General features: G+C 61.9%; 27 protein-coding genes. 14 read left to right on the forward strand and 13 right to left on the reverse strand.

Annotated features, from left to right (window positions below; all coding sequences use genetic code 11):
- Nucleotides 1-36: 36 nt before the first annotated feature.
- Entirely contained in the window at nt 37-1,125 is a 1,089-nt protein-coding gene (locus tag LMTR13_RS23025; protein WP_065729817.1) for an adenylate/guanylate cyclase domain-containing protein, read from the reverse strand.
- A 106-nt stretch (nt 1,126-1,231) separates the two neighbouring features.
- On the opposite strand from LMTR13_RS23025, the gene LMTR13_RS23030 reads away from it, so the two are divergent.
- Nucleotides 1,232-1,687 carry an SRPBCC family protein gene (locus LMTR13_RS23030; protein ID WP_065732913.1) on the forward strand — a complete coding sequence of 152 codons (456 nt, stop codon included), beginning with the start codon at nt 1,232-1,234 and terminating at the stop codon, nt 1,685-1,687.
- A 35-nt stretch (nt 1,688-1,722) separates the two neighbouring features.
- Here the strand turns inward: LMTR13_RS23030 and LMTR13_RS23035 are convergent, their stop codons facing one another.
- The 3 genes from LMTR13_RS23035 to LMTR13_RS23045 all read right to left on the reverse strand — a co-directional run bounded on the left by LMTR13_RS23035 (nt 1,723) and on the right by LMTR13_RS23045 (nt 4,012).
- On the reverse strand, nt 1,723-2,415 hold the full coding sequence (locus LMTR13_RS23035) for a GNAT family N-acetyltransferase (RefSeq protein WP_065729818.1): 693 nt from the start codon (nt 2,413-2,415) through the stop codon (nt 1,723-1,725).
- A 37-nt stretch (nt 2,416-2,452) separates the two neighbouring features.
- Nucleotides 2,453-3,424 carry an SDR family oxidoreductase gene (locus LMTR13_RS23040; RefSeq protein ID WP_236843058.1) on the reverse strand — a complete coding sequence of 324 codons (972 nt, stop codon included), beginning with the start codon at nt 3,422-3,424 and terminating at the stop codon, nt 2,453-2,455.
- Nucleotides 3,425-3,487: 63 nt separating this feature from the next.
- The gene (locus LMTR13_RS23045; protein ID WP_065732914.1) at nt 3,488-4,012 is read right to left on the reverse strand and encodes a MarR family winged helix-turn-helix transcriptional regulator; all 525 of its coding nucleotides are present in this window, start codon (nt 4,010-4,012) and stop codon (nt 3,488-3,490) included.
- Nucleotides 4,013-4,196: 184 nt separating this feature from the next.
- Between LMTR13_RS23045 and LMTR13_RS23050 the strand changes: the two genes are divergently transcribed.
- The 7 genes from LMTR13_RS23050 to LMTR13_RS23080 all read left to right on the forward strand — a co-directional run bounded on the left by LMTR13_RS23050 (nt 4,197) and on the right by LMTR13_RS23080 (nt 9,072).
- Nucleotides 4,197-4,892 carry a VOC family protein gene (locus tag LMTR13_RS23050; RefSeq protein ID WP_065732915.1) on the forward strand — a complete coding sequence of 232 codons (696 nt, stop codon included), beginning with the start codon at nt 4,197-4,199 and terminating at the stop codon, nt 4,890-4,892.
- 68 nt (nt 4,893-4,960) lie between these two features.
- Nucleotides 4,961-5,362: a cupin domain-containing protein gene (locus LMTR13_RS23055; protein ID WP_065732916.1), complete on the forward strand. Its 402-nt coding sequence runs from the start codon at nt 4,961-4,963 to the stop codon at nt 5,360-5,362.
- 34 nt (nt 5,363-5,396) lie between these two features.
- Complete coding sequence (locus LMTR13_RS23060; RefSeq protein ID WP_065729820.1) at nt 5,397-6,098, forward strand: cytochrome c biogenesis CcdA family protein; 702 nt, start codon at nt 5,397-5,399, stop codon at nt 6,096-6,098.
- Nucleotides 6,099-6,100: 2 nt separating this feature from the next.
- Complete coding sequence (locus LMTR13_RS23065; RefSeq protein ID WP_065729821.1) at nt 6,101-7,081, forward strand: thioredoxin family protein; 981 nt, start codon at nt 6,101-6,103, stop codon at nt 7,079-7,081.
- A gap of 294 nt (nt 7,082-7,375) precedes the next feature.
- Nucleotides 7,376-7,840, forward strand: coding sequence for an Rrf2 family transcriptional regulator (locus LMTR13_RS23070; RefSeq protein ID WP_065729822.1), 465 nt, complete (start codon nt 7,376-7,378; stop codon nt 7,838-7,840).
- Nucleotides 7,830-8,531 carry a class I SAM-dependent methyltransferase gene (locus LMTR13_RS23075; RefSeq protein ID WP_065729823.1) on the forward strand — a complete coding sequence of 234 codons (702 nt, stop codon included), beginning with the start codon at nt 7,830-7,832 and terminating at the stop codon, nt 8,529-8,531. Before LMTR13_RS23070 ends, LMTR13_RS23075 begins: the two co-directional genes overlap by 11 nt.
- A gap of 43 nt (nt 8,532-8,574) precedes the next feature.
- Nucleotides 8,575-9,072 carry a peptide deformylase gene (locus tag LMTR13_RS23080; RefSeq protein ID WP_065729824.1) on the forward strand — a complete coding sequence of 166 codons (498 nt, stop codon included), beginning with the start codon at nt 8,575-8,577 and terminating at the stop codon, nt 9,070-9,072.
- 42 nt (nt 9,073-9,114) lie between these two features.
- Here LMTR13_RS23080 and LMTR13_RS23085 read toward each other — a convergent pair whose 3' ends face one another.
- Nucleotides 9,115-10,323 carry an MFS transporter gene (locus LMTR13_RS23085; RefSeq protein ID WP_065729825.1) on the reverse strand — a complete coding sequence of 403 codons (1,209 nt, stop codon included), beginning with the start codon at nt 10,321-10,323 and terminating at the stop codon, nt 9,115-9,117.
- A 274-nt stretch (nt 10,324-10,597) separates the two neighbouring features.
- Between LMTR13_RS23085 and LMTR13_RS23090 the strand changes: the two genes are divergently transcribed.
- Together LMTR13_RS23090 and LMTR13_RS23095 are read left to right on the forward strand one after the other, a co-directional pair.
- Nucleotides 10,598-11,524 carry an arginase family protein gene (locus tag LMTR13_RS23090; RefSeq protein WP_065732917.1) on the forward strand — a complete coding sequence of 309 codons (927 nt, stop codon included), beginning with the start codon at nt 10,598-10,600 and terminating at the stop codon, nt 11,522-11,524.
- Nucleotides 11,525-11,985: 461 nt separating this feature from the next.
- On the forward strand, nt 11,986-13,425 hold the full coding sequence (locus LMTR13_RS23095) for an LVIVD repeat-containing protein (protein ID WP_065729826.1): 1,440 nt from the start codon (nt 11,986-11,988) through the stop codon (nt 13,423-13,425).
- A gap of 66 nt (nt 13,426-13,491) precedes the next feature.
- Here LMTR13_RS23095 and LMTR13_RS23100 read toward each other — a convergent pair whose 3' ends face one another.
- The gene (locus LMTR13_RS23100; RefSeq protein ID WP_065729827.1) at nt 13,492-14,940 is read right to left on the reverse strand and encodes a carotenoid oxygenase family protein; all 1,449 of its coding nucleotides are present in this window, start codon (nt 14,938-14,940) and stop codon (nt 13,492-13,494) included.
- Nucleotides 14,941-15,017: 77 nt separating this feature from the next.
- Entirely contained in the window at nt 15,018-15,896 is an 879-nt protein-coding gene (locus LMTR13_RS23105; protein ID WP_065732918.1) for an NAD(P)/FAD-dependent oxidoreductase, read from the reverse strand.
- Nucleotides 15,897-16,032: 136 nt separating this feature from the next.
- Between LMTR13_RS23105 and LMTR13_RS23110 the strand changes: the two genes are divergently transcribed.
- Nucleotides 16,033-16,443 carry an Rrf2 family transcriptional regulator gene (locus LMTR13_RS23110; protein ID WP_156795728.1) on the forward strand — a complete coding sequence of 137 codons (411 nt, stop codon included), beginning with the start codon at nt 16,033-16,035 and terminating at the stop codon, nt 16,441-16,443.
- Between the two features lie 32 nt (nt 16,444-16,475).
- Here the strand turns inward: LMTR13_RS23110 and LMTR13_RS23115 are convergent, their stop codons facing one another.
- The 3 genes from LMTR13_RS23115 to LMTR13_RS23125 are packed head-to-tail and all read right to left on the reverse strand — an operon-like array spanning nt 16,476 to nt 18,486.
- The gene (locus LMTR13_RS23115) at nt 16,476-16,841 is read right to left on the reverse strand and encodes an Atu4866 domain-containing protein (protein WP_083219486.1); all 366 of its coding nucleotides are present in this window, start codon (nt 16,839-16,841) and stop codon (nt 16,476-16,478) included.
- Nucleotides 16,842-16,871: 30 nt separating this feature from the next.
- Complete coding sequence (locus tag LMTR13_RS23120; RefSeq protein ID WP_065729829.1) at nt 16,872-17,387, reverse strand: nuclear transport factor 2 family protein; 516 nt, start codon at nt 17,385-17,387, stop codon at nt 16,872-16,874.
- 37 nt (nt 17,388-17,424) lie between these two features.
- Nucleotides 17,425-18,486 (reverse strand): aldo/keto reductase, encoded by a 1,062-nt coding sequence (locus LMTR13_RS23125; protein WP_065729830.1) that lies wholly within the window; start codon nt 18,484-18,486, stop codon nt 17,425-17,427.
- A gap of 98 nt (nt 18,487-18,584) precedes the next feature.
- On the opposite strand from LMTR13_RS23125, the gene LMTR13_RS23130 reads away from it, so the two are divergent.
- The 3 genes from LMTR13_RS23130 to LMTR13_RS23140 all read left to right on the forward strand — a co-directional run bounded on the left by LMTR13_RS23130 (nt 18,585) and on the right by LMTR13_RS23140 (nt 20,645).
- Nucleotides 18,585-19,496 (forward strand): LysR family transcriptional regulator, encoded by a 912-nt coding sequence (locus LMTR13_RS23130; protein WP_065729831.1) that lies wholly within the window; start codon nt 18,585-18,587, stop codon nt 19,494-19,496.
- 133 nt (nt 19,497-19,629) lie between these two features.
- The gene (locus LMTR13_RS23135; RefSeq protein WP_065729832.1) at nt 19,630-20,022 is read left to right on the forward strand and encodes a VOC family protein; all 393 of its coding nucleotides are present in this window, start codon (nt 19,630-19,632) and stop codon (nt 20,020-20,022) included.
- A gap of 272 nt (nt 20,023-20,294) precedes the next feature.
- The gene (locus tag LMTR13_RS23140) at nt 20,295-20,645 is read left to right on the forward strand and encodes a hypothetical protein (RefSeq protein WP_065729833.1); all 351 of its coding nucleotides are present in this window, start codon (nt 20,295-20,297) and stop codon (nt 20,643-20,645) included.
- A gap of 691 nt (nt 20,646-21,336) precedes the next feature.
- On the opposite strand, the gene LMTR13_RS23145 is transcribed toward LMTR13_RS23140, so the two are convergent.
- The 3 genes from LMTR13_RS23145 to LMTR13_RS23155 form a co-directional block, all read right to left on the reverse strand.
- Nucleotides 21,337-21,972 carry a class I SAM-dependent methyltransferase gene (locus tag LMTR13_RS23145; protein ID WP_065732920.1) on the reverse strand — a complete coding sequence of 212 codons (636 nt, stop codon included), beginning with the start codon at nt 21,970-21,972 and terminating at the stop codon, nt 21,337-21,339.
- A gap of 118 nt (nt 21,973-22,090) precedes the next feature.
- Nucleotides 22,091-22,543 carry a hypothetical protein gene (locus LMTR13_RS23150; RefSeq protein WP_065729834.1) on the reverse strand — a complete coding sequence of 151 codons (453 nt, stop codon included), beginning with the start codon at nt 22,541-22,543 and terminating at the stop codon, nt 22,091-22,093.
- Between the two features lie 157 nt (nt 22,544-22,700).
- Nucleotides 22,701-23,231 (reverse strand): dihydrofolate reductase family protein, encoded by a 531-nt coding sequence (locus LMTR13_RS23155; RefSeq protein WP_065732921.1) that lies wholly within the window; start codon nt 23,229-23,231, stop codon nt 22,701-22,703.
- Between the last annotated feature and the right edge of the window lie 244 nt (nt 23,232-23,475).

Consider the following 23,475-nt stretch of genomic DNA (forward strand, 5'->3'; position numbering starts at 1 on the left):
TGGTTTAACGTTTTCGTGATGGAATTCCGACCAGCTCTAACCGTCCGGCACGGTGTAGACGGCGCAGGACGATGCGATGCCACGCAATGCATGCGTTCCTAGCGGGATCAGCGTCGCGCTTGTTTCGGCAGCGACCGCGCTCGAAATCAGCACCGTCCGGCCGAGCGGCCGGCACAGGCCTTCGAGCCGGCTGACCAGATTGACGGCAGGCCCGATCGCGGTGAAATCCAGCCGGTCGGCCGCACCGACATTGCCCCACAGAATTTCGCCGAGATGCAACGCAACACCGAACGACAGGCAGGGTAGCCGTTGCTCTCTCCTCGCTATGTCGAGATGCGCCATTCCGGCCTTTGCGGAAGCAACCGCGCGCAACGCCGCGTCGCAGGCGTCGCGAGGCCTGTCGCCTGTGACCGGAAAGATCGCGAGCACGCCGTCGCCGATGAATTTCAACACCTCGCCGCCAAACGCGTGAACCGAACCGGCAATGCAGTCGAACCATGATCCCAGCGATTCGATGACGGAAGCGGGGGGCTCCGCCTCGGACAGCGCGGTGAAGCTGCGCAGATCGGCGTAGAGCAACACCGCTCGAATGGTCTCGCCGACCTCGCGCCGCAGCGGACCTGCCAGCACGCGCGCGGCGCTGCGCCTGCCGAGATAAGCCTCGAGCGCAGCCGATAGCGTCGCGCGCGCCGAGAGTGCGGCAAGCGGCGCTGCGGCAAAGCGGGCGGCTTCGCGCAATCGATTTGCTTCCGCTTCCGTGAACCGGCGTGGCCCGATCCAGCCGAGCACCGGCCCGCCTGCTCCCGTGCCAACGCTGTCTTCATGCACTGCACCGCCCGCAAGCCCGCTCAACCAGCGCCGCCCGGCATCGCCCGATGAATCCCCTGCGCCGCCGAATCCCGCCGGAGCGAATCCCACCGCCTCGATCACCTCGCCGTTTTCGGCCCGCCATAGCCAGGTCCGGCGGGCGACGATCGGATGCGGCACGGCGAGCGTCAGCGCCCCGCCGGCAAGAGGCACGTCGTCGGCGATCAGGCGCGTGCCGAGTTCGGCGAGGAACCGGTCGGCGCCCGGCGAAGTGCTGGCTGCATCGATCAGCCATGTCAGCGGCGGACTCAGTTGCATGGATCGATCATGCGGCAGCGATGTTGCATTGTCACCCACGGCACTTACCTTAGGCACTCGCTGGTTGCATCAGCGCGCCCTGCCAACGACCCACGAGGTTTTTTCGATGACTGAATCGTTTGTGCTCCAGCGCGAGACCCACATCGCCGCTCCCCGCGCCAGCGTGTTCGCCTTCCTGACGGACCCTGAGAAGATCGTGCAATGGATGGGCAGCGAGGCAGTGACGGAGATGCACCCGGACGGCATGTACCTCCTGAAAGGCGTCGGCAGCGCGACGGCGCGCGGCGCGTTCCGCGAGGTCGTGCCTGTTCACCGTCTCGCCTACAGCTTTGGCTGGGAAGGCAACGAGGAAGTGCCGCCGGGATCGGGCCTGATCGAGATCGATCTAATCGAACGTGACGGTGGCACGCTGCTGCGCATGACGCATAGCGGCCTGCCCACCGAGGCAACCCGCGACAGCCATTCCAAGGGTTGGGCGCACTATCTCGACAGGCTGACCAAGGTAGCCGCCGGCCAGGATCCCGGACCGGACCGAGGACCGAGTGGCACACGCAACGCGTAAGAAAGGTGTCGGTCAAGGCGTGCATCGCTGGACGATCAGTCCTGTTTTTTCAACACCGTCACATGAAGACGGCGCCGGATTTCCATCCCCTGGCGCCTATAGAGCGCGATGGCCGAGTGATTGTTGGTGAAGACGTGCAGGAACGGAATTTCGCCGCGCGATGCGATCTGGCGCGAGATGGCCGATAGCAGCATCTGTCCGTAGCCGCGGCCGCGATGGGACGGATGCACGCAGACCGCGGTGATCTCGGTATATTGAGCCGGCTTCATCCGCTCGCCGGCCATCGCTACAAGCTGGCCGTCGACGCGGATGCCGAGAAAGGTGCCGAGCTCACGGGTCCGTGCGTTGAACGGACCCGGCTTGGTGAGCTCGGTCAGTTCGATCATCGCGGGAACGTCATCCACACCAAGGGTGACGATATCGAAGCCGTTGGCTGGCGTTTCAACCGGCGTCCCGATCATCTGCTCGCCGGTCTCCGCCAGCACGATCTTGAATTCTGCGGGCGGCTTCACGGGATCCGGCGTGAACAGCACGGCGATGTCCTGCGGCGACATCAGAGCTGCGAGCGCTGCAAAACTTTCGGGCGACGTGTCCTTCATCGCTGCGAAGGGCGTGATCTCGGCCGGATAGCGCCGCGCGCGGGCATCGCCTTCGGCCAACGCCCGCTGCGTGGTCGTCAGCGCAGTCCAGATCGGATAATCGAGGGGGTGGCTGTCGTGAACGGACATCGGACTGCTTTCATTCTCACTCGACGGCGCGACAACTTTAGCGGTAATCGGCGAGATCGGCTACCTTGCCGCCCTCCCGGACCTCGGCGGTGTAGCGCCAGATGTCCGGTCGCGAGCCGTCGATATCCGTAAAGCCATACTGGCGCGCCAGTTCGCCGGAGCTGACCGATTTCTGATTCCACCTGCTGCGGTCGGGATCGGCGGCCAGCGCAGCCACAGCGCGGCCGACATAGCGCGGCGATTCCGATAGCGCGAAATCGGGCGGCGCCCGGTGCCTGCCGCCTCCCCGCTCCGCCAGCGCTTCGCGCCAGTTCGTTTCGGTGACGCCGAAATTCTCCAGCATCATCTCGGAGCGCAGCCAACCGGGCGTAATCGCCACCGCTGTTGCCCCGTGCGGTGCGAGTTCGTGGCCTTGCGAGTAAGCGAGACGGTTCACGCTATGCTTGACGAGGTCATAGAACACCGAGATCCGGTAATGCTGCGCGTTGTAGTCGGCGGTGCCGTCGGCGACTTCGACAAGCAGGCCGCCTGCTTTCGCGATCAGCAGCGGCAACAGATAATGCGACGTCACCAGATGCGTCTCGATGCCGAGCCGCAGAATCCGCAGGCCCTTCTGCAGGTCGAGCTTCCAGATCGGCGTATTCCATTCGGCGGGCCCGCCCTTCAGCCGTTCGGCGCCCCAGATGTCGTTCACCAGCACGTCGATGTGGCCGTGCTCGGCCCGGATACGCTCGGCCAACGCCGCGACCTGTAAAGGTTCGAGATGATCGACGGCGATGGCGACGCCTTTGCCGCCGAGGCTGGTCACGAGTTCGGCCGTCTCCTCGATCGTCTCCGGCCGGTCGTAATCGGATCGCGTTGGAGCATCGGCGCGGGCGCTGCTGCGCCCCGTGCAGATCACCGTCGCACCCGCCTCTCCCAGCGCGGCGGCAATGCCGCGACCGGCGCCGCGCGTCGCGCCCGCCACCACGGCGATACGTCCGCCAAGCGCGCCTTCATGTGAGACCACGCTCATCCTCCCCTAACCTTCACGTGCCGCTGCAGTCCGATCGCATCGAAGCGCCGGCGCGCATCATTCCGCTTTCCCTGCCGTCGCCTTGATCAGATTGTCGCGGAGCGTGACGACGTTTTCCTGCAGCCGCGCGAACTCGTCGGGCTTCAGTCCGGTAGAGGCCACGAGATTCATGTGCATGCCCTTCTCGCGCAGCCGGCGGCCGGCCTCGGTGAGGCTGATGCGCACCTGCCGTTCGTCCGCGGGATCGCGCTGACGGCGCAGATAGCCCATCTGCTCCAGCTTTTTCAGGATCGGCGTCAGCGTGTTGGATTCCAGAAACATCTTCTCGCCAAGCTCACTCACGGTCTGGCCATCCTGCTCCCACAACGCCACGATCGCGATCCATTGCGGGTAGGTCAGGCCGAGTTCGTCGAGGCCCTTCTTGTAGGCCCGTCCGAAGGCAAGGTTGGCCGAATAAATCGCAAAACACAGGAAATCGCCAAGCCGCCGCTCGCCTGCGCCCGGCCTCGGCTTCTGACTGGCCTTTGAATTGTCTCTCGAATTGTCCCTGGAACCGGCCCGGGGCCCATCATTCAGTTTCATGGAGGTCGTCCTTTCCGACACGAACATGTGAAGTCTCGCATCCATATATATCGTGTCCGATTAAATCGGAAGCCTTGACACTTGGTCTTGGTGCGCTTTATATCGCGCACACGATTACATCGCATGCGATACAAATGCGATGCCCGGGAAGCATTCCCGCCACCACAACATCAAGGAGAGAACCATGTCAGACCTCAAGGAACGCACCAGCACCACTTCCACTGAGACCAAGGCCGCTTCCGCGGTCGACCTGAAGCTCGAAGTCATCGTCATCCCGGTTTCCGACGTCGAACGCGCCAAGCAGTTTTATGCCAAGCTCGGCTGGCGGCTCGACGCCGATTTCGCCGGCCCTGACGATTACCGCGTGATCCAGTTCACGCCTCCCGGCTCCAACGCCTCGGTCATCTTCGGCAAGAACGTCACCCCTGCCGCGCCCGGCTCTGCCCAGGGCCTGTACCTGATCGTCTCGGACATCGAGGCCGCTCGCAACGAGTTGCTCAGCCGCGGTGTTGCGATCAGTGAAGCGTTTCACGCCGCCGGCAACGTCCATGTCGGTTCGGATGAGCCCTATCTGTTCGGGCGAGTCCGGCTAAGCGGCCCGGATCCGGAACGCGGCAGCTACCGCTCCTATGCCTCGTTCAGCGATCCCGACGGCAATGGCTGGCTGCTGCAGGAAGTCACCGCGCGATTGCCTGGGCGCGTCGACGCCAACGCTACGGCCTTCAACTCGTCGGCTGATCTCGCGAGCGCACTGCGCCGTGCGGCTGCCGCCCATGGCGAGTACGAGAAGCGCAACGGCGGCCAGCACGATGAGAACTGGCCGGACTGGTACGCCGAATACATCGTCCGCGAACAGGCCGGTCGGCAGCAAGCGGCATGAGCTGGCGAAGCGATCATTGCACGCAAGTTCGATGAATTTCCCAAACCAAGGAGATCAACATGATCAGGATGAAGAACTTTCAAATCGCGGCAATGGCAGCGCTTGTCGCCGGAGCCGTTCTGGCGCCGTTCAGTGCGCAGGCGCAGCAGAACGGAGTCACGCGAACCGATCTGCAGCGGCACGATCTCAGCGCGCCGGAGCGCGAGGCCATCCAGGTCCGCGTCGACCTCGCCCCCGGCGTGGCGTTCGGCAAGCACACGCATCCCGGCGAGGAAGTGATCTATGTCCTCGAAGGCCAGCTCGAATATCAGATCGAGGACAAGCCGCCCGTCACGTTGAAAGCCGGCGACGTGCTTTTCATTCCGGCCGGAACGGTGCATTCGGCCAGGAATCCCGGGAACGTCAATGGCAGTGAACTCGCCACTTACATCGTCGAAAAGGGCGAACCCCTCCTCACATTGGTGAAGTGACCGTAGCAGCCTGCATCTACGAGGAGAGCCCGACATGATCGAGATTGCGTTGGCACTTGCTGCTGGCCTCCTGACGGCGGCGGCCCCCTGCATCCTGCCACTGCTTCCGGTCTTGCTGGGCGCCTCCATTGGCCGGGAGGACCGGTGGCGGCCGCTCTTTCTCGCGGCCGGATTCATCATCGCCTTCTCCGGTTTCGCGATCTTGTTCGGCTCCTTCTCGACGGTGCTTGGCTTATCGCACGACACGCTGCGGACCGTCTCCGTCATCCTGCTTGGCAGCTTTGGCGTATTGCTGTTGTGGCCGCAGCCATACGAGCGGCTCATGACGAGGTTTCACGGCCTGCTCTCGTTCGCCGACAACATCGTCGCGCGCGCCGGATCAGGGAATGCAGGGGGTCTCGTTGTTGGGCTGGCGCTCGGCGTGCTCTGGACGCCGTGCGCCGGGCCGGTGCTCGGCTCCATTCTCACGCTGATCGCAACATCGGAAAACCTGGCACGCGCTGCGCTGCTGCTTGTCATCTACGCTGTCGGAGCAGCCGTTCCGATCCTCCTGATCGCCTACGGCGGACAATACGCGACCACGCAAGTGCGTAGGCTTGCGCCCTACACTGTCGCCTTGCAGCGAACATTTGGTGCGGCGGTGCTCCTCGTCGCGCTGGCCTTCTACACGCAATACGACAGCATCGTCGCTGTCTGGTTTTCGGTGCTCTATCCGAATCTTCAACTGGGATTATGACAATGCGCAAGCTTCTCAGCCTGATCGTCCTCGCTTTCGTTGCCGTTCTTGCCATCGCGCAATTTGGCCCGTCCGCACTGCTCAGCAACGAAACCCCGCGGCAGGAACCCCGGCCCGCGCCGGAGTTTTCCGGGATTTCCGCCTGGCTGAATTCGCCGCCGCTGACGGTGGAGAGCCTCCGCGGCAAGGTCGTGCTGGTTCAGTTCTGGACCTACTCCTGCATCAACTGCCTTCGCACGTTGCCCTGCGTCACCAAATGGCATGAGCAATACAAGGACAAAGGACTTGTCGTACTCGGCGTGCACACGCCCGAATTCGCCTTCGAGAAGGAACGTGCGAATGTCGAGACCGCCATCAAGCGCCTGGGCATTCATTATCCTGTGGCGCAAGACAATCAGTATCGCACTTGGCGCGCCTTCGGAAATCAGTACTGGCCGGCCGCGTATCTGATCGACAGGTCCGGAACGATTGTCGCGACGCAGTTCGGCGAGGGCGGCTATCAGCAAATGGAAAACGCCATCGCGCGTCTTGTCGGCGAAGCCATGCCCACGGCGCAAACAACGGATCCGGATTTGAGCGCTGTCGCAACGCCCGAGTTGTATCTCGGTTCCGAGAAGAACGATGGCGCCATCGTCGAGACGCAAGAAGCGGCGCGCGGCGAATGGGCCTACGCGCTGCCGGACAACATACCGCCGAACCGGTTCGCCCTCTCCGGCCTCTGGAACGTGACGGACGATCGCGCCACCTCGTCGGCAGACGGTGACGAAATCCTGCTTCGCTTCAACGCGCCCAAGGTCAATCTGGTAGCTGGCAGCCTGTCGCCGCAGACATTGTCCGTGACTGTCGACGGAACGCCCCAGCCGCCAGTCACCATCGATGGAAGCAGGCTTTATCCCCTCTATAGCGGCGCCGGCGGCGAGCACGTGTTGCGCCTGAAAGCGCCCAAGGCTGGCCTGAGCGCGTACACCTTTACGTTCGGCTGAACGCGACCGCCGGACGATGCCGCGACTTCTGATTCAACTGTCAAACAGCGTGGTGGTATTGGGCCGCAGCCTGTGGAGACGTGGATTGCTTCGCGGAGCCTGTCATCCGGCGGCGCTTTCGCGCCGACCGGGTGGCTCGCAATGAAGGCGGTGACATCCTGCGGCATCCTCACGCCGGCACCTGCCTGGTCCGCGCCGCTGTTACGGCCCGGAACGTCAGCATGATCAGGAAACGCAGCAGCTCAGGCCACCACGACTTGACCTGCTGCAGATTCATGCAATATAAATAGTTACATGAAACGAGATAGTAGACTTTCAGGCATACTCCACGTGCTGCTGCACATGGCCGAGCGGAAGGAGCCGGTGACTTCCGAAGCGCTTGCACGGGCCATGGACACCAATCCCGTGGTGATCCGGCGGATCATGTCCGGACTTCGCGATCGGGGGTATGTGCGGTCGGAGAAAGGCCATGGTGGCGGATGGACCCTCGCCCGCGATCTCGCGACGATATCGCTGCGGGATATCTATCAGGCGCTCGGCCAGCCTTCGCTGTTCGCCGTGGGCAACAGAACGGAAGCACCCGGCTGTCTTGTCGAGCAGGCCGTGAATGCGGCGCTCGACCGGGCGTTCGACGAGGCGGAGGCGCTGTTGCTCTCCCGTCTTGCGGATGTGACGCTTGCGATGTTGAGCACCGACTTTCAGAAGCGCCTGGGCGATCGGCGCAACCGTCATCGTCTGGAGATCGCCCATGCATCATGACGCGGCCGCCAACGCCATGTTGGCTCACTTCTCCGATCCAGAGGCGGTCAGGCGATATGCGGATGGGCCGCCGCGATTCGTGCCCGGCTTTGCGGACCTTCATCGCATGACCCGCATCCTGCTGATGGAGCAGGCTGCGCCAGAGGCGCGGGTGCTGGTGCTCGGCGCGGGTGGCGGCCTGGAGTTGAAGGCATTGGCGGAGGCAGAGCCGCGCTGGAGGTTCTTTGGCGTCGATCCCGCCTCCGAGATGCTGAAGCTGGCCGAGCAGACGCTTGGACCATTCAATGCGCGTGTGCAGTTGCAGCAGGGTTATATCGACGATGCGCCCGATGGGCCGTTCGATGCCGCCACCTGTCTGCTCACGCTGCATTTCCTGGATGTCGACGAACGGCGGCGGACGGCCAGGGAAATCCACCGCCGGCTCAGACCCGGAGCGCCGTTCGTAGCCGCCCATTCCAGTTTTCCGCAGCAGGACAGCCAGCGGGCGCGATGGCTATCGCGCTATGCCGCTTATGCAATCGCCTCTGGCGCCGATCCGAACCAGGCCAACACTGCACGTGCGGCTGTCGAGGCACGCTTGAACCTGCTCAGCCCGGAGCAGGATGCACAAATTCTGCGTGAGGCCGGATTCCGGGATGTGGAGTTGTTCTACGCCGCCTTTACCTGGCGCGGCTGGATTGCGTATGCGTAAAGCGTGGTAGTCGGTACCCGATTCAGTTGTCCAACAACCAATCATGACCATCCGTCCGATTGTCAGATACCCCGATCCTCGGCTTGCGCTCCCGGCGCAGCCGGTAACGGTGTTTGACGACGCGCTGCGCGACCTGGCGAGAGACCTGCTCGAGACGATGCACGCCGCGCCCGGCATCGGGATCACCGCGTCGCATATCGGCGTCTCCCTGCGGGTCGTGGTGCTCGACCTCGACCCCATCGACGGTGCACGGACCTACGTCAATCCCGAGATCATTTGGGCCTCGCCCGAAATGATCGTGCATCAGGAAGGCAGCGTCTCGATGCCGGGAGTTAGTGACGAAGTTCGGCGTCATGCGCGCGTTCGGATCAGCTATCACGACGTTGACGGCAATTCACACCCCGAGGAATCCGAGGGATTGCGCGCCGTCTGCCATCAGCATGAGATCGATCAGCTCAATGGCCTGTTCTGGATTCAGCGCCTATCCCGCCTGAAGCGCGAGCGGTTGATCAAGCGTTTCGAGAAGATCTCGCGGGGCTGAGGATAGATTGGGCGGAATACGCTCTGCTATTCCGCCCTGCCTCTACGCCGGCACCGGCGCAGCGCGCGCCACCATCATCGGCCTGAACGTCATCATGATCAGGAACGCGCCGAGCCCCATGATCCACGAGCCGATATAGAGCCAGGCATAGCTGGCAAACGTGTCGTAGATCAAACCGCCGGCCAAGGGTCCCGTCGCCATGCCGAGGCTGCCGGCCATCGCGGTGCCACCGATCACGGTGCCCATCATGCGCAGCGGAAAGTTTTCGCGCACGAGCACGGCATAGAGGGGCATGGTGCCGGCATAGAGGAAGCCGAATAGCGCGGCGACTGCATAGAACGCGGCGAGATCGCGCACGAAGACGTAACCGAGTGCGCCGAACGCCTGCGCCAGCAAGCCAAAGACGAGCACACGCTTGGCGCCAAAACGATCGCCGAGCAAGCCGAAGGCGATGCGGCCGCCCATCCCCGCCAGGCCCTCGATGCTGTAGATGGTGACGGCGGCGATTATCGGGATGCCGCAACTGATGGCGTAGCTCACGGTATGGATGATCGGGCCCGAATGCGTGGCGCAACAGAAGAAATTCGTCAGCAGCAGAATGATGAATTGCGGCGAGCGCAGCGCCTGCGCAAGTGTCATCTCCGGTTCGGCCGCTACGCCTGACGGCGCGGACGCCCCCTCGAGCGCCGGCGCGCGGCGCACCAGCAGCGAAACCGGGATCATGATCGCGGCGACGACGAGCGCCACGATCTGCATCGAGGTGCGCCAATCGTGGTTGGAGACCAGCCAGGCGGCCAGCGGCGACATCGTCATCGGCGCCATGCCCATGCCGGCCGAGACCAGCGACACTGCCAGGCTGCGGTGAGTATCGAACCAGCCGGTCACGCAAGCCATCATCGGCGCGAAGATCGCAGCCGTGGCGCCGCCGACCATCAGCCCGAAGACGAATTGAAACCCGACCAGCGAGGTCGCAAGGCTCGCCAGCCCAAGGCTCGCCGCAAGCACGACCGATCCGGTCAGCACCACCGGCAGCGGCCCCAGCCGGTCGGACAAGGTGCCCCAGATCATGCTGGTGAAGGCCATCGCGAGAAAGCCGATCGTCATCGCGCTGGATATGCCGGTCACCGACCAGCCGGTATCCCGCGCGATCGGCTGCAAGAACACCGGCAGCGAAAACATGCCCCCGATCGCGACACAGCCAAGCAGGCCTCCGGCCGCGACGATTACCCAGCGATACTGCGAATTGGTCATTCCTGGTCTCCTGACAGCCTCTTCGGCTGGAAGACGAACGGAATGGGCCGCAGCCGACAGGCCGAGGACGGTCGAAACTCACTTTTTTGCGAGCGAGGCGGATTCGTTCTGCTGATACATCTGGGCTTCCATATCTTACCGCTTACCAGCGAGCGCCCCTGCGGAACACGACGGACGTTTTGTCGGTTCAACGTGTGATTTCTTGCGGCAAGGATGGGCTTTCCACTGTCTGCGACGGGCTACGCCCGAGCTCAAAACGTCCGGAGAAGGCACCGTGCGAGCTACGAGCAACCGCCTAACCGTTATTGGAGCGCCGACAAGCGCCGGGGCATATGCCCCTGGGCAGGAAAAAGCACCCGAAGCATTTCGGCGCCATGGATTGATTCCCGCCTTGGAGCGTGTCGGATGGCAAATTCGTGATATGGGCGATGTTTGCTATTTTCGTTGGCGTCCGGACCCCGGCAATCCGAAGTCGATGAACCTGGGAGCCGTGCGTGAAGCCGCGAGAGCCGTCTCCCAGCACGTCGCGCGCGCTATGGCGGATGGCGAGGCGGCACTCGTGCTCGGCGGTGACTGCACCATCGGGCTGGGGGTCGTTGCCGGCACGCTGGTCGACGATGCTTCGGTTGGATTGATCTATGTCGATGGTGACGCAGATCTCAACGTGCCAGAAACCGCCGAAGGTTCACTTGACTGGACGGGCATCGCCCACATGCTTGACCTTCCCGGCGCGCTTCCTGAACTGAGCGATCTCGCATCGAGAAGGCCAATGCTTGGTCCCTCCGAGGTGCTGCTGTTCGGCGCTCATGAGATCACAGCGCCCGAGTCAAGAACGATCGCCAGCAATAACATTAGACACATTGCTCTGGCGGAGATCAAAGCAGACCCGGGGGCTGCAGCCGAACAGGCAAGGGCCTGGGGACGCCGGTTTGATCGTCTGCTCGTTCATATCGACATTGATGTGCTTGCATTCACGTCGTTTCCGGTTGCCGAGAACGTCCGCTACGGAGCGCGCGGCACCGGTCTCGAGTTGGAGGAGCTTGGCAACATACTGGATATCCTCCTGGCAGCCCCGAACTGGCGCGCACTTACCGTAGCCGAGTTGAATCCAGATCACGCACCCGATGAGACCGCCGCATTTGGCCGCCTCATTGCTATGCTGACGCAGGCACTCGCACCCGTTGCAGCCGCCGACAGGTAGGAACTGCGCGGTCGGGTACGCGCCAGGCCGCCGCAGCTCACTTTTTTGCGAGCGAGGCAGATTCGTTCTGCGGGTACACGATGCCAACGAGCCTGTGGAGCTGCTGTACCGGTCCGTCACAATTCTCCGCCCTTGTTTCAAAAGACGAATTTTCGGCGATTCGAAATTGCTCGTTTTCAACGACTATCGACACCGGTCGATCGATTTTCAAAGTCGTCAACCGGAACGGTGCACGGACCCAACGGAAAGACGATCGACGTCGGTTAAGGCGCATTCGTCGTCGCGCACCTGAAACCGACTTGTCCAAAATTCGTTGACCCGGCGCCAATGGAGATCGAGCGAGACAAAGGCGAGAGCATGCTCAGAAAATTGGCATGCGCCGACACTGGAGATGCATTCGGCCTTTCACCCGGATGGTGGCGGACCTCCGATCACGTCCGACAAATCAGAGGAATCTCCCGATGAGCGACAGTCCGCTTTCCCGCAGAAATATTCTACAGGTTCCGCTCGCCGGGCTCACTCTTGCCGCGGGCCAGACCGTGGCCTCCAGCATTGCCCCTGCGCAGACACGAACTGCGGTTCGTTCACCCGCAGGTGCGTACCTACACAACATCGAAGCGGTTGGGTACACCGATCTGGACCATCGACCCGCCTTCAAGATGGCCATCCGGGAAGTCAACCACCGATGGTTCTTGTACACCGGACACTTCTGGCATGCCGGATGGAGCATCGTGGATGTAACGAATCCGGCCAAGCCGCAGCTCGTGAACTTCGTGCCGTTTCCGAACGCCAATACCTGGACGCTGCAGATGGACCTCTCCGGCGACACCATGGTGACTGCGCTTGAAAAGCCATTCGCCAACTTCGGCCGCGATCCCAATGCTCCGTATGAGGAAGGGGTCCTGATTTGGGATATCGCTGATCCAACCAACCCGAAACAGCTTGGGCACTATCGCACGGGCGGTATTGGCACACACCGCAACAGTTATCCTGGCGGGCGCTATGTTCACCTCGCGGCCGGCATGCCCGGTTACAAAGGCAATATCTACGTCATACTTGATATCTCGGACCGATCTCATCCACGAGAAGCCGGACGCTGGTGGGTGCCGGGGCAACATGAAGCCGGCGGTGAGACACAACTCACGTCAGGAATTTCGGCCGAACGGCCGCCGCGTGCCCAACCACTCCGCTTGCGTCCCCAGTGCCTGTGCGGTGCGTTTTGCGGTAGCGCCGGCGCGGATGTATCGCTGCATGGTCCTCCCGTTCTGGCGGGAGATCTCGCTTATTTGCCGTACGGCGCAGCAGGCATCATTGTGCTCGATATCAGCGATGTCTCGCGTCCAGAACAGGTCGGATGCCTGAAGTTTAGCCCACCTTTCCATTCGCGTTTCGGCGTGCATGGTGTCCTGCCGGTCCCCGAGCGCGGCATCGCGTTCGCAAACTCGGAAAACGTGACATACGGCAAGGGGCCTGCACATCACGCCTCGATTGTCGACATATCTAACCCGCAGGATCCGTATTTGCTGTCGCTACTTCCAGAGCCTGTTCCACCTGAAGGCGCTTCATTCACGGACTTTACGACACGCGGTGGCTGGCGGGGACCGCACAACATCAACCATCATCAGCATCACCCCGACGTCCAAAAGCAAGGCAATCTTTTTTACATCGCACATTTCAACGCGGGACTCCGGATCTACGACGTCTCCAATCCGCGGCTCCCTCGCGAGACTGGCTACTTCATACCGCCCGAACCAACGCGGCGGTACGGCCCGCTGCCGGAAGACCAATTGGTCGTCCAAACGGAGGATGTGGTCGTAGACCGACGTGGCTTCATCTACATCAGCGACAAAAACCAGGGCATATGGATCCTGCGCTACACTGCCCCTCAGCCGGCGCACTAGGGTGTCGTGTCGAAGCCCGGTAAGTGGATGGAAGCGGCGCGAGGACTTGCCGAGCCCTTAAGTTTCTCAGCGGTGAGTATTTCGCAAGGTCGACCCGCCATTGCTGGTTGGGAAGAAATTGCCGTGGAAGCCAAAAGGAATTTGGTGGGGGCACTCGGCTCGAGCGATCTCGGTCATGCGAGTTGCATCGAGAACGAGGAGAAACGACCTGTCGTTCCGCCCGTCCAGAACGACCGAAAGCAACACGCCCTCAGCTTCGTTGCCAGCGTCCGGCGCTGCGACGAACACGGGCTCTCCCGGATAGCATCCAGGCTCCGCCCAGACGGCGCACTCGCCCGTCTCCACGTCGATCCGGACAAGGCTGTCGAGGAAATTGCCCGGCTGTCGATTTCCTGTGCCCCAGACCACACGGTAGGACTCTCCAGCGACCCTGCCATAGTCGACCCGCGGGAGTTCGATGGCGGTGGTGGTGATCTGATGCTTCTGCGCGGCGCAATTTGCGGTGCCGAGCGGAACGACATAGCGCGAGAGGGAGCCCACCGCGTCGACCGGCTTGCCGGCCCTCAGACGCGAGAGGTAGAGCTGATCGATGATGCCGGGGTCGGGATACGTGACGAGGTCGAGCACGAGCTCGCCGCCTCGCTCATAGGCATTGACATGATGAAAGGCGAAGGCCGCTTCGGCTTCTGCCGTTGCGATCCGTCGGCCACCGTCCTTCTCGACGACCTGGAAGCGCAGCCCGCGCTCCGGTTGCCACCGATAATTCTTGATGAACGGTTCGCCGCTCAGGAGTAACCGCAGCGGGCTCACCACCAGCGGAAACTCCGCCAGGATGAGATAGCGCTCCGTCATCGCGAAACTATGCATGTAGGCGGGCCGATCCACCGGCAATTCGGCGATTGTGGTTTCAGCGCCGTCTTCATCCGCCACGCGAAACAGCCGGTACCGACTTCGCCGGCCGAATTCCACCACATAGCTGAACTGGCAGCGGCGGGTGGCGTCATGGTGCGGATGAGCAATCGATATCTGGCCGTCAAGCTGCTTGCCGTATTGATAGTGTCCCAGTGTTTCGAGAGTTTCGGAATCGAACCGCACCGGCAGGGTGGTTTCCGTGAGCGCCACCAACGATCCACCAAGAGCGTTGACGCTGACATTGCAATTGTCGGTCGGCTTATCGAAAAATCTGGAGAGCACTCTGCCGAACAGCGTCCGGCAAGGGTCGCTCGCGAACTCGCCGCGGCTCAAGCAGCCGGATCGTCGCTGTTCCCGATAGTTCGCCGAACGGATGAACCGGTTCGCATAGGAGACCTTGCCGTTGACGAAGGCAAACCGGTGCAGCATGGCGAGGCCGTCGAACCAGTGGTTCACGGTTTGCCTGCCGAGATCGAACTTCGCCGGCGCAGTGCGGAGCAACGCGCCCGACAGCCACATCGGTACGGTGCCGATGACGGGAAGGCTCTCGACCGCAACCTCGCGGTCGAGATCAGCAAAGCCTTTGGCAAACATGGCGGTCATGGCGATATCCGGGTCTACCGGCTAACGCACAGGCACGCGATTTGGTCCCGCTCGGCGCGTCGCTCCCCGTCCTGAGCCTAGAAGATGAGGGATCGGTGGGCGGCCACGCCGGCCATGGTCCCGTTCGATACCGCGAGCGCGATCGATCCAGCGGCGCGAGCGACGTCGCCACAGGCAAATACGCCGGGAACCGAAGTTTGTTGCTGTTCGTCAACTCCGATGAATTTTCCGAGCGGCCCGTCCTTCAATTCGCAGCCAAGCTGTTCGGCAAGCGGCCCTCCCATGGTCCGGCTAGCCGTGAAGATGCCGGCGAATTCAATCGTCCGACCGTTTGCGAGTTCGACGGTTGGGCGCTCTCCGAATATCCGCCGGACGCGCCCCTCCTCCGCCGAGACCCCTCGCCGGGCCAGGGCTGACAGTTGGGTTTCGTCGGGGACAAAGCTGTCGTTGACCAGAAGCGTCGTTGGACCCCAGTCCGGCAGCATCAAGGCATGATGCATGGAGATCGCGCTGGTCGCCAGGACGCCGACCAAGCCACGTTCGAGTTCGTAACCGTGACAATAAGGACAGTGGAAGATCGAACTGCCCCACCGGTCGGCGAGGCCCGGGATATCAGGCAGGATATCCACGACGCCACCGGCAAGAATCAGCCGCTTGCCATGGAAGGTGTCGTCGTGCGTCTCGATGCAGAATCCCTCCTCCGTGCGTTCCGCCTTTGACGCGGATCCCTTCAGCGTTGTGACGGTGACATAGCGCGTCAACTGGCTTGTTGCCTCGGCGATGATCTCGCCCGGCGCAACGCCATCGCGCCCGAGAAAGCCGTGAGCGACCGATGCAAAGCGGTTGCGCCGCTGCCCTGCATCGATGACGAGCACGGTCCGGCGCGCCCGCCCCAATTGAAGCGCGGCCGACAGACCGGCGAAACTACCGCCGATAATGATGACATCAAAGTGCATGCTGATCTCCATCTTAATCGTAACTGTTATTAGTACGATATTTGGGAGCACATCAACTAATTTGTCACTGAGTTAGTTGCGAAAACGATGGAAGCGATCTAAGCTGGACTATGGTGACGTCAAGCGAGGTACCGCCGTGAGCAAGGACACAAGGCTCGCCCGCGTTGCTCACGTCCTGGTCCACATGAGCTTCAACGAGGGCAAAGCAACATCCGAGACGATCGCGGCGATGCTCGACACCAACCCGGTCGTCGTCCGCCGCATCATGGGAGCGCTGCGCGAAGGCGGCTATGTATCTTCCGAGCGCGGGCCTAACGGTGGATGGCGACTCGAGCGGCCGCTCCGTGAGATCACGTTTTTGAACATCTACAAGGCATTCGACCCGGGTTCGCCCTTCACCATCGCTACCAGCGACGATCATCCCAAATGCGTCGTCGAGCGTGCCGCCAATCGCGCCTTGTCGGACGCATTGTCCGACGCCGCCGACCGCTTTGAGCAATCGCTTTCGAAAATCACGCTCGACCAGTTGCTGCCGAGAAAGATTTAGGGCGGCGGCGATTCTATTCGAGGCGAGCGACATTACTGGCGGCGAAAGATCATCCCGCCGTGATGGAGGGTATCCTTGTCGACGAACTTGCCATCAGCGGTAAAGCCGGTGTCGTCCCAATAATCGATGTGATTGCCCTTGATCTCATAGCGGCCTTGATAGGCGCTCTTGCGGCTGCCGCGGGCTTCGTCGTAGCGGCCGTTCGGAAGAAGCTCATGGCGAATGTGGCCGCCATCGGTCACCCACATACCAGCATAGGGATGCTGCGTCATTGCTTTCTCCGTGAACTGCCGTTCGGGTTTACCGGCTGGTGTGGCCTCGCCGAAAGCGTCAGCCACCGATAGTCCGAGGACACAAAGGGATACCACGATCAGCGCACTGGCCGGACGACAGGTCATCTCGTTTTCCTCCAATGATCGGCCCACGTCTTATTGCTGAGGCGCAGGAATGCGCCGCAGGACATCTTCGTACGGCGCGAGGTCGAGATAGGCCGTCACCTCCGTTGCCTTTCCGTCGTGCATGCGGAAGATCCAGGCATAGCTGTTGCTGTAGCCCCTGCCGTCGCGGGCGACCCCGCTCCCCTCCCAGTGAGCGATCACATGATCGCCATCGGCAAAGACCCGCACGGCTGTTGGGCGGACGGGCGTGGACAATCTCGCCGCGAATGGGCGGACGGCTCGCTCCAGAAAGGCCTCACGCCCCTCGAACTCCCCGGCGGCTGGACTGGATCCTTTGATCCTCCAGACGACATTCTCGGCGAGCACGTCGTTGAAGAAGGACGTTCCGCCCGCCGCCCAGCGATGAAAGGCTTCGGTGACCACTCGCTTGTTGTCATCTTCCGCCGTGCTCGTCTGACCACAGGGGGCAGCCGAGGTCAGGGTGGAAGCTGTGAACATTCCGGCGCACAGGCACCATGCAAATGCGCGGTTTGCCAGGGCTCTCATGAATTTCTTCTTTGCTGCTGTAAATTCCTTCTCACTCTCAATCCCGAACGGCGACGGACGCGCCGCCGAAGATGAGTTGCTGAACCATGGGACGGCCGACGAAGCGGGTGGGAAAAATCGGGTCGGGCGCGCTCGCCTGATTGAGCCGATCGAAATGGTCGGGCGACAGTGCGACGCCGAGGGCACCGAGATTGTCCTCTGCCTGGGAAAATGTGCGCGCACCCATGACGGGCGACGTGACGGCGGGGTTCGCAAGCGTCCAGGCGATCGCCACCTGAGACGGGCTCGCGCCGACTTCCTTGGCCACAGCGCACACGACATCAGCGATTTCGATGGACCGCTCATTGAGGTGGCCGGATGACGCAATGATACCCTTGCGCGTCGGTGAGATGCTTGCGTCGCGCGAGTCCGCGATATCCGACCGCGCGTACTTGCCGGTCAATACGCCACCACCGAGCGGTGACCAGGGCAGCACGCCCATGCCGAGCGCTTCCCCCATCGGAATGAGCTCATGCTCGACCGTGCGCTCGACCAGGCTGTATTCGATCTGCAGCGCCACGAAAGGTGACCAGCCGCGGAGATCGGCGATCGTCTGCATCTGGGAGATACGCCAGGCCGGCGTATTGCAGATGCCGACGTAGTCGACCTTGCCTGATCGCACCAGATCGTCGAGCCCCCGCATCACCTCATCGCACTGCGTGGTCATGTCCCAGCCGTGCAGGTAGAACAGGTCGATGCGGTCGGTGTTCAGTTGCCGCAGGCTCTGCTCCACCGATCGCAGCATATTGAGCCGGTGGTTGCCTCCCGAATTCGGGTTGCCCGGCTCGCGCGCCATCGTGAACTTGGTGGCGAGCACGATACGGTCGCGCTTGTCCTTGATGAACTCGCCGACGAGGCTCTCGGAGGCGCCGTCGGTGTAATTCACGGCGGTATCGACGAAATTGCCGCCGCGATCGACGTAGAGATCGAAGATCCGACGTGCCTCGCCCGTGTCGGCGCCCCAGCCCCAGTCCGGACCAAAGGTCATCGTGCCGAGTGCGATTGGGGATACCCGCAGTCCGGACCGTCCGAGCAGACGGTAATGATCCAAATGCGTCATTGTCGGTGCCTCCAACTTCTGTCGGGACGCACATACGACGCGTCCATAGGTGAAACAATTTGCTCAATCGTAACCAGCTTGGTAAATCTTGCTAACCAATGGCAACCGACCTGAATCTCGTTTCGGTTTTCCTGGCGGTCGCTGAAGCGAAAAGCTTTCGCGGCGCGGCCGAGCGGCTGGGCGTGACCCGCTCTGCGGTGAGTCAGGCGATCAGGCGAATGGAAGACCGGATGGGCGTGGCGCTCGTGCAGCGGACAACGCGCAGCGTCAGCCTAACCGAGGCTGGCATGCAACTGCACCAGCGAGTCGCGCCAGCCATTGCGGAAATCGAGCTCGCGCTCGACACCGCGCAAGATCGCGACGCCAAGCCGACAGGACAGCTACGGCTCGCGGTATCCTCGATCGCCGAGCGCTTCATCTGCGGGCCGCTGCTTGCGAGTTTTACGCAAGCTTATCCAGCCGTACAGATCGACATCACCGTCACCGACGAGGAGTTCGATATCGTCGCCGAGGGCTACGATGCCGGCGTTCGCCTTGGCGAAGTGATCGAGCAGGACATGATCGCGGTGCCGGTCTCGGGCGACCAGCGTCAGATGGTCGTCGCTGCACCGTCATATCTGGCGCGGTTTGGCACGCCAACGCACCCGACCGAGCTTGCGCAGCACTGTTGCATCGGCTGGCGTCCGGCGCCCGACGTGGCGCCCTATCGTTGGGAGTTCGAAGAAGACGGCCGCGAGTTCGACGTCGCCGTCAATCCCAGGATCACGACGAATGACATGTGGGTCATGGTGCGGACCGCTTGCGCCGGCGGCGGCCTGACGTTCGGCATGGAGGAGACGTTCCGGCCCTACATCGAGCACGGCGAGCTGGTGCCGCTGCTGGAGCAGTACTGCCCGCCCTTTCAGAGCTTTTTCCTCTATTTCGCGGACCGACGAAATCTGCCGCCAAAACTGCGCGCCCTGATCGACCATGCGCGATATCGGCCGCCTTCAGGTGGTCGAAAGAGATAGGCCCAGGGCGCAATAGCTGAGCGCATTGCGCCGACCAGCTATCGTTTCGTCAATGGAACGATACAACCTGCGCCCCAGTTAACCAGCTCCATGTCGTAGAACGATGAAGCTCTTTCAGCCTGGGAGATCGTCCATGGCCATCCACTTCAATCATACGATCCTTTCGACCCACGATAGCAAGGCATCGGCAACCTTCCTGACCGAGATGCTCGGTCTCCCCGCCCCACGGAAGTGGGGGCCGTTTTATATGGTTGCCACCGAGAACGGCGCCAATCTCGACTATATGGATGTCGATGGCGGCATTACTCCGCAGCACTATGCATTTCTGACCAGCGAAAGCGAGTTTGACGAGATCTTCGGCCGCGTCCGGGAACGGCAGCTTCCCTACTGGGCCGACCCTGGACAAACGCAACCGGGCAAGATCAACCACCACGACGGCGGGCGTGGTTTCTACTTCAAGGAGAAGAACGGGCATCTTCTTGAAATTATTACCCGCGAGTACGGCAGCGGCGGCTGGAATCCCTGACGGCGCGGCTGCCCACGCTCTACTGCGCGGCACACACTTCTCATAACGCCAGACTTCGAGGCCGAAATCATCCGGTCGCGCTTTCATGCCGTCAATCCATCGGCGCGACCTTCCGGCGACGCCCGTCGCGCAGCCATCGCCACCGGCGAAGCGGGCGTCCGCCGCATTAAGATTACGCCTTAACCAATAATTAATTATGGCTTTGCGGGCACGAAAGGCTCAGCTTAGCGTTTTGGGAATGCTGCTCAGTAACCTACGATCGGGTGAGTGCCATGACCTATAGAACGACGTTGATCGCGTCTCTCAGCGCAGTCGCGCTTGTCCTTGCCGCGGGCGAGGCATTTGCCGATCCGGGCGTGCCGCGGGGCGCAGGCATTGCGCCGTCGCGTCCGGCTTTCCCGGCATTCCCCAAAGCGGGGCATCATCACCACCATCACCGGGGCGTAAGCGGTTTCTTTCCGGCCGGCGGCGTCGTCTACGGTCTGACGAATGAGGTCGACCGACCGGTCGTCGTGGAGACTCCGCCACTCAAGACATCGGACGATATCCGCTTCACGTGCGTGTACGATATTCCCTGGGATTACGTCCATCGATGTCCGCAGTTCAATACGCCTCGGCAGTAGCTTTGCGAGCTCGTAGGGCGCGATAGCGCACGGTATTGCGACCGGCTACATCTGTGTCTGGCAGGATGCCTATTCCGCCTACGCGATCTACATTTCAAACAGCATGAGGTGTGTGCGTCCGCATCCTCGCGGCGAGAAGCGCCCGAGCTTTGCGTCGTCCAAAGACCCTCTCAATCAATAGAGGGCGCTGGGAAGACCGGGTGCGCGCCGCACCCGCGGTCTCGTGTGCAATTGCGCATAGGAAGAACGCACACGAGCATACAGGTACAGCGAGAGCATCCCGGCCTTCCCTGCGCAATGGCTTTACGGCTTACTTCGTGCTCTTCCCGGAGAACGGCTCTTTTGCCTCCGTCGCCACGCGGAAAACTTCCACGCGACTTAACGCCAGCACCGCGGCGCCCGAACCACACGACTTCGCCGTACGCTTCCTGCGCGTACGTCTCGCGCATTCAGCGTCCACCGCATCTCACAGCACGTTCGTGACGATGGCCAACGCCCCTCATCTGCCGTGAGACGGGCGGAGTTATGCGACTGATTTGGGTGAGAACGAAAGCAGAATATTTTTGATTCCCGGGCTTGACACGATTTCGGAAAATCAGAAGTGATTTGCCCGTCTGTCGCATTTGAAACGCGGCCTCGTCGCCGTCGCAATTTAGTGCTGTCACCGTCGTTCCCAAGTGGCTATCGATAATTACTTCCTTGCCACAACGAACGGCCGCGCGTCCTTGCCGCGCGAGGCATGGCGGGCACGCTCGATGATTTCAAATCCCGCCGCCGAAATTTCGCGCTCCAGATCCTCCGCAGACAGAAACGCCACATAGGGCGCCTTGCCGACGAGCTGCATCAAGGGCAGCGCAATGCGCAATAGCGGATTCATCTCCTTCAGGCACGGCGTCTTGGAAATGAAGAGTCCGCCGGGCCGCAGCAGCCGATGGACGCCCCGCAACGCCGCTTCGCGCTCCGCCACCAGATGCAGGACATTGAAGCCGAAAGCGATATCGAAACTCCCGTCCGGCCACGGCGCCGCCTCGGGCCGCGCCACTTCGAACGTGGCATTGCCTGGGCCCTCGGCTTTCGCCTTTTCGCGCGCGATCGCGATCATTTCGCTCGACAAGTCGGTCGCCACGATGCGCCCGACCGATGGAGCTAGTCTTAGCGCCGTCGTTCCCGTCCCACATCCGAACTCGAATGCCGTCTCGTCCCCCTTGAGGTAATGTCGCGTCCGCTCCAGCGTGCGCTCATAGCCCGCCATATCGGCAATCGGGTCGGCGGCATATTTGCGCGCAGCGCGATCCCAGAACTGTGCGTCATTTGCGATACGAAACATGGCGTGCCCCTCCTGCGCGGCGGCTTCTAGCATATGTGCAGGAAATGGAAATGCTAACGATGGTGGGCACGCTGTCGCTTTGCCCATTACGGACTGGCCGTAATTCGTGGTCAACGCTCTACGGGTTCTCATGAACCGCGCTGCCGCGAAGCCCCCAGAGGATCAGCGCAAAGGATATGATTCCCGTCGGAGCGGCTGGGTACATGACGAGCTGGATCAGCATCTCCTGAGCGTCGCTCCCACGAGCGCCGGCCGCCGCGATCGGAATGATCGAACCACCGGCTCCCAAGACAGCCGCGATCACGAAACCGGCGATCGTTGCAAGCGCGGAATAGACGAGAAACCAGAATGCCAGCCGTGACGGCATCGGTGTGAGCTTCAGCTTCGGCCAGACCAGACCCACGACCACAAGCAACACTCCGGTGAATCCGCTGAGCGTGTGAACCGAACGGCCGAGATTTGGTGCAGCAAAGTATGGCACCGCAAATCCCTGGAAGCTCGTGAAGAGGAACAGGGCCACGCCGGCCTGAATCAGCCGGTGCCCTTGAACGGCCAGTGCTGTGGCGCTCATGCGCTATTCCTTTTCGGTTGTAGCCGTGATGTCCGCATTCTCCCTTTGCGGCGAGCAGATAGTGCTGGAAAGCAGATATCGTTCCGTCCCACGAGCTGCCTCCTTGACCTTCGTCATAGGTGGAGTCCGCGGCATTTCCATCCGGCGGGTCGCGAGATCAAGCAGGAACGTACGTCAACCTGATCACATCCTCGCCAATCCGATCGCTAGTCATAAGGCGGAGCGGCGGCCGCGGTCCGGCGAAGTATGGCTTGCCGTGGCCAAGCACGACGGGGTGCAGGTAGATGCGATACTCGTCGATCAGGCCAAGTTCGGTGAGGCTTCGCGCCAAGTCCGGTCCGGCAACTTCGATCTCCCCGGCGCGCTCGGCCTTCAGCTCACGGATCGCGCCCTCGAGATCATCCTCAACAAGCGTGGCGTTGAGGCCGACCGACTTCAACGAGCGCGAGACGACCCATTTCGGCTGGCGCCGCCACGCCGCCGCGAAGGCGTGTTCCTCTGCATCCCACTCAGGACGATCGTCGTCCCAGTAACGCATGATCTCATACATTTGGCGACCGTACACACTACCTGCCTGTCCCTGAGCCTCCTCAATGAAGTGGCGGAAGAGCGTAGGGCTTGGCGCAAACGCCATATGGTCGACGTAGCCGTCCAGGGACTGGTTCATTCCGAACACGAGCTTAGCCATACCCACTTCCCTTCCTCACGCGGCGCGGCCGCGCGTCTCTGATTGCATTATGCAATCGGTTGTAGGCTAGCTCGACTGGTTTTATATCGCAATTGGTTTTTGGAGCGCACATGAACGCCCGACGCTAGGGCTGTCCGGCGGAAAAAGTCCCAGCCCGCCCGCTCAACGACGCCGTAGTACAGCATACCCAAGAGAATGAACGAACGGCCACTCTTGGGATCGGCGCATTATGAGCTGCACGGCC

Source organism: Bradyrhizobium icense, from assembly GCF_001693385.1.
Taxonomy (GTDB): Bacteria; Pseudomonadota; Alphaproteobacteria; order Rhizobiales; family Xanthobacteraceae; genus Bradyrhizobium; species Bradyrhizobium icense.